Origin of the sequence: Meiothermus cerbereus (genome assembly GCF_051297115.1) — a bacterium.
In the GTDB taxonomy this organism is placed as follows: Bacteria; Deinococcota; Deinococci; order Deinococcales; family Thermaceae; genus Meiothermus; species Meiothermus cerbereus_A.
Genome location: NZ_JBEVAL010000120.1, coordinates 1 through 4,266 on the forward strand (window position 1 = coordinate 1; position 4,266 = coordinate 4,266).

Genomic DNA, 4,266 nt, shown 5'->3' on the forward strand with positions numbered 1-4,266 from the left:
ACCTGGCGGCTGGGACAGCCGCGTGGGGTGAGCGATAAGGAGGTAGACATTGATTATCAAGATGAACGGGATGTTTGAGCGAGAGGTCTTCCAGTCGTACCGAGGCAAGGGGGTGTGGTTCGTGCGCCAGCCGAATATCCACACCTTCCAGGCGGTACACCGGGACGAGGAAGGGGTGGAGACGGTGATAGGAAGCTACGATACTTTCGACGAGGCTTTCTGGGCGGCGGATCGGGCAGCAGAAGAAGCTCATGCAGAGTTCATAGAAGAGGAAGATGACCTGCCTTTCTAGGTAGGGCAACCAACGTAGCAACATGCGCGAACTCTATGCCATTACGGTTGAGTACGGCCACCAGGTGGAGCAATTGCTCGAGCGCCTGGGGGCTACCCGCCCGGCCAGGGGTGCAGGCGAGCTGCTGGTGCAGGTGGAGCACCGCCTTTCACCGGAGGCGGTGCGGGCGGTGCAGAGCTTCTTGAGGCTGAGGAACCGGGTCATCCACAACCGGCCCGCCTGGATGTCCATGCCTACCCGGGAGCAGATCGAGCAGGCTGGACGCAAGGCGGTGGGTGCGCTCGAGTATGCGCTGGGCTCGCGGGCATATTCAGGCCCAGCCTACCGCCGGATGGCCGCTACCGCGCCGGAGGCTCCAGGCCCGGTTTACCGCCTTGTGCCCCGTGGGGAAGACTATGAGTTCTGGGTAGGCCCGGCAGGGGTGTGGGTGGTGGCGGCAGAGGCGCGAAAGCGGAGGGAGGTGCGCCTCGAGCTGGAAAAGCGCTTGCGCCCGTGTTTCTCCCGGCTCAGGGTGCGGGCTGTTCGAGACGGACAGGCCCTCGAGCGCAAAGCCTGCTACGGCAAGGCGGTTATGTCAGCGGACGAGGTGAAAGAGGTGGTGCGGCTGCTGATCAAGCCCGATCCGGCCCCGACCAGGCCTTCCCGGTCTGCTACGGCCAGGCCTGAGCACCACGTGCGCCGGGTTGTTCTGGACGACACGCCAGCCACCTTCTATGTGGGGCCAGCGGGGGTACTGGTGGTGGCGGAGTTCCCCCTTATCGCTGATACCGAGGCCAAGCGGGTCTGGGAAGACTCAGGGAGGGCGATCTCCGCCCTGCCGGTGGTGCTGAACCCCAACCTGAAGGAACCCCAGGGGCGGGTGGGCAGTGTTCTGGCCTTGCGGGACGAGGGGGCCATCAAGGAGTACCTGCGGGGAAAGCGCCTGCTGGACGACGGCGAGGTGAAGGAGGTGGCGGGTTGGTTACGAAACCGTACCTCCCCGGTGCCCTCCATCCGCCCCAAGGGTAGGCGGTACCGCCTGCGGGGCGAGGAGGTGATCGGAGGGCGTGAGAAGGCTCCACCTGCTTTTGTGGTGGAGCTGGTGCCGCCAGGGGCTCCGCCTAGGCCCCACTTCGGGCAGGTTGTTTGGAGGGCCTTGGGTTGGCGGCTGGTGTTCCTGCTCGAGATGGTGATGTTTGCAGGGGCCGGGTTCTCCCAGCCGGGCGGGGTGGACGCTGCCTATATCGCCTTCATGGGGGCGCTGGTTCTACGTTTCATGGCGCTTTTTGGCAGCTTCTCCCCGTGGAAGTTCTGGACGCTGCTAGCAGTGGGGGGGCTAGAACTGTTCCTTGCCTGGGAAATGGCAAAGGGGCCGGAGCAGGCGTTCTTCGCATTCCTGATGCTAATCTTGGCAACTGGCCTGGCCTCCTTCTTCCGGGGAATCTGGCTCTTCTGGTCGAGCAGTAAACCCTTCAGGATGTACTTCGCTCTCCGTAGCCGAGTACGCCAGCATTTTCGATAACGGGTTATTGTCATATAATGCCTGTATGAAGGCAATAAGTTATTACAAAAAACTAACCCTGCTGTTCATGCTGCTGGTTGCACCGATGGCCCTGGGGCAGTCGGTGCTCAAGACCTACTATGCCGACGACCTGGTGCGGGTGCCGGGGCTCATCGAGGTCTCGCCGGGCTTTACCACGGTGATGGACTTCTGGGACACCGTGAGCACCCTGGCCTCGGCCAAGGGTGAGCTTTTGCGGGTGGAGAGCGCCGGGCCGCGCATCCTCATCTCGGCCACCCAGAAGGCCGGGCAGACCGACCTGGTGGTGGAGGTGGCGGGGCGCACGCTGCTGTTTACGCTGAAGATCGGGCCGGGGGTGGGGCCACGGCGGTACGTGATTGAGCTTAGCCGGGCCAGAACCCAGACCCCGGCTTCCACCTACGTCCCGCCGGTGAGCAGCACCCCAACCACAAGCCCGCAGCCCCAGGCGAGCAGTCCTGCTCCGCAAACGCAAACAACTCCGGTGAGTCCCGACCAGGTGCGCTTTACCACCACCGCCCAGGTGCCCTCGGATGGAAAGGGCACCATCACCATCTTCTTCACCCTGGAGAACCGGGGAGCACGTACTGTTGCGGCAGACCCCGGGCGGCTGGTGATCACCCAGGGGGGCAACCGACTTTCCTACAGCCTCAAGCGAGAGCCCTTGAAGACCCTGATCAACCCTGGTGAGGCCCTCTCGGGCCTCATCACGCTGGAGGGGGCCCGGGCCGGGGAGATTGCGCTGGAGTGGGGGCTGGTGGAGATCGGCAGCGGGCGGCAGCTTGTGTTGAAGCGCTCGGTGATGGCCGGGACGCGGATTGAGCTTGAGGGGCGATGAGTCTTGCGGAGCGGTATCAGCGTTTCATTCGCAGCCTTCATCTGAGAGGGCCGATGCTGGTAGAGGAGGCCCTGGTGCGGATGCCCAGGGCCACGTTTTATGACCTGGTGCGACGCCGCTACCTGGGCATCATCCCCACTGTCCTGGGCAAGGCGGTGGTGGTGGGCCCCAAGGGGCGGGTAGAGGTGCTGGCGATGACCCGCTTCTACAGCCCCCGAGCTACAGCAGTGGCCGATGCGGTGCTTTTGCGCCGGGCGATCCGCATCGCGGAGCGGGAAGGGTGGCGCTTTTTGGAGCGAAACCCCAGGGGAAGGATCGCCTTTATGAGCCGAAATGGAAAGCGGCTGATGGTGATCGCCAGCCTGCGGGCGTACAGCACCCGGAGCCTCAGGAACACCCTGCGGCGGATGGGCTGGTATGAGCGCAAGAAGCTGGGGACAGCAGAAGAGGTGCGGGTCTACCACCCCTACCCCAAGCGGTTTGACCACATGGTGCAGGAGGGCGGGATCGAGGTCAGGCACGTGGGGGAACTCTTGCCCCCGGAAGCTGAGTTGGAGGTTTGAGGGAGGGGCAAGAACGGGGACAAAAAAGAACCCTCCAAGGAAAAGGATTATCCTCGGAAGGCAAAAGGACGAGCTAGGCCAGCATGAGCATCCACCTGGACTTCCGGCCAGGGCGCTCAGGGAGCGGCCAGGCTACCAGGTCGCCGGGGCGGATGGCCTCTCCAACCTCATCCGGCGTTATACCGGCGAGGCGAAGAAACGGCAGCGCGCGGAGTCCAGCCTTCACCTTGTAGAGGCTAAAGAGGCTCAGGAGCTTCTCTTCAGTGCATACCTCCAAAAAGACAAGCTGAGCCCGCAGTTCCGCCGGGGGCTCTTCGGCAAGGATGACAAGGCGCATTTTTGCTCCTTTCCTGCGCGAAAAGCTCCCCCTGGCCCAGGGAACCCTCGCGCAAAGGCGATGGATTCCCTGGAAAGCCGGACGGCCAGTGCCCGGTTTTCAATGTCCACGAGCGGCTAGCTCGTTATGATGATAGCAAAGATGTGTGCAAACCTTACAAGTCTGTTCGACACGGCCCTTGGCAATGGGGTACGGCATGTGGCCGAGCGGTATGGGGTGAAGGCGGCGGATGGAGCCATCACCCTGCCCACCCTGGAGGCTGCTCTGGAGGTGCTGCCCCTGCCGCATCGGTGTTTCGTACAGGAGCACCTGGACTACTACCGGCGGCGCTACGGGGTGATGGAGAAGGAGGGTGCGGAGGCGGTGCTGGTGGTGTGGAGCCTGGAGGAGCCGCTGGTCTGGATGGTCGCGCTGAACCAGGTGCCCGGGGTGGAGGAGCTGCCCTGGGTTGGCAAACAACCCTTGCAGGAGCCCTTCCGGGATACGCCGCCACTGCTCACGCGGCGAGAAGCCCTGCGGCAGATAGAGGGCATCCTGAGAGCGGAAGGCTTCACCCCGCAGGAGGAACCCGTGCTGCTGCCTCCCGACATCCCCCGACTGGTGGAGGCGGCTATGCCCCGGATGCGGGTCATCGCCCAGGGACGAAGCCTCGAGGAGACCGCCCGGCTGCTGGTGGAGCGCAGCCTGGCCTGTTGGGAGGAGGAGGGGGAGCGCCCC

The 4,266-nt window shown here is 63.9% G+C and carries 6 protein-coding genes; 5 read left to right on the plus strand and 1 reads right to left on the minus strand.

Annotated features, from left to right (window positions below; genetic code table 11):
- The first annotated feature begins 49 nt into the window (after window positions 1–49).
- From ABWU19_RS14330 to ABWU19_RS14345, 4 genes are read left to right on the plus strand one after another with little or no spacing between them, the layout of a single operon-like run.
- Window positions 50–292, plus strand: a complete 243-nt coding sequence (locus ABWU19_RS14330) for a hypothetical protein (protein WP_119358802.1) — start codon at window positions 50–52, stop codon at window positions 290–292.
- A 22-nt stretch (window positions 293–314) separates the two neighbouring features.
- Window positions 315–1,793 (plus strand): hypothetical protein, encoded by a 1,479-nt coding sequence (locus tag ABWU19_RS14335; protein ID WP_435902333.1) that lies wholly within the window; start codon window positions 315–317, stop codon window positions 1,791–1,793.
- Between the two features lie 25 nt (window positions 1,794–1,818).
- Window positions 1,819–2,649, plus strand: a complete 831-nt coding sequence (locus tag ABWU19_RS14340) for a hypothetical protein (RefSeq protein ID WP_435902334.1) — start codon at window positions 1,819–1,821, stop codon at window positions 2,647–2,649.
- Complete coding sequence (locus ABWU19_RS14345) at window positions 2,646–3,212, plus strand: hypothetical protein (RefSeq protein WP_435902335.1); 567 nt, start codon at window positions 2,646–2,648, stop codon at window positions 3,210–3,212. Before ABWU19_RS14340 ends, ABWU19_RS14345 begins: the two co-directional genes overlap by 4 nt.
- A 73-nt stretch (window positions 3,213–3,285) precedes the next feature.
- Here the strand turns inward: ABWU19_RS14345 and ABWU19_RS14350 are convergent, their stop codons facing one another.
- Window positions 3,286–3,549 carry a hypothetical protein gene (locus ABWU19_RS14350; RefSeq protein ID WP_435902336.1) on the minus strand — a complete coding sequence of 88 codons (264 nt, stop codon included), beginning with the start codon at window positions 3,547–3,549 and terminating at the stop codon, window positions 3,286–3,288.
- Window positions 3,550–3,690: 141 nt separating this feature from the next.
- Here ABWU19_RS14350 and ABWU19_RS14355 point away from each other — a divergent pair.
- Window positions 3,691–4,266 (plus strand): hypothetical protein (locus tag ABWU19_RS14355; RefSeq protein WP_435902337.1); only part of this gene is annotated, 576 nt, incomplete at its 3' end.

Coding starts and splice junctions, on each gene's coding strand:
- ABWU19_RS14345 (WP_435902335.1), top strand. CDS start 2,646: ATGAGTCTTGCGGAGCGGTATCAGCGTTTCATTCGCAGCCTTCATCTG.
- ABWU19_RS14340 (WP_435902334.1), top strand. CDS start 1,819: ATGAAGGCAATAAGTTATTACAAAAAACTAACCCTGCTGTTCATGCTG.
- ABWU19_RS14335 (WP_435902333.1), top strand. CDS start 315: ATGCGCGAACTCTATGCCATTACGGTTGAGTACGGCCACCAGGTGGAG.
- ABWU19_RS14350 (WP_435902336.1), bottom strand. CDS start 3,549: ATGCGCCTTGTCATCCTTGCCGAAGAGCCCCCGGCGGAACTGCGGGCT.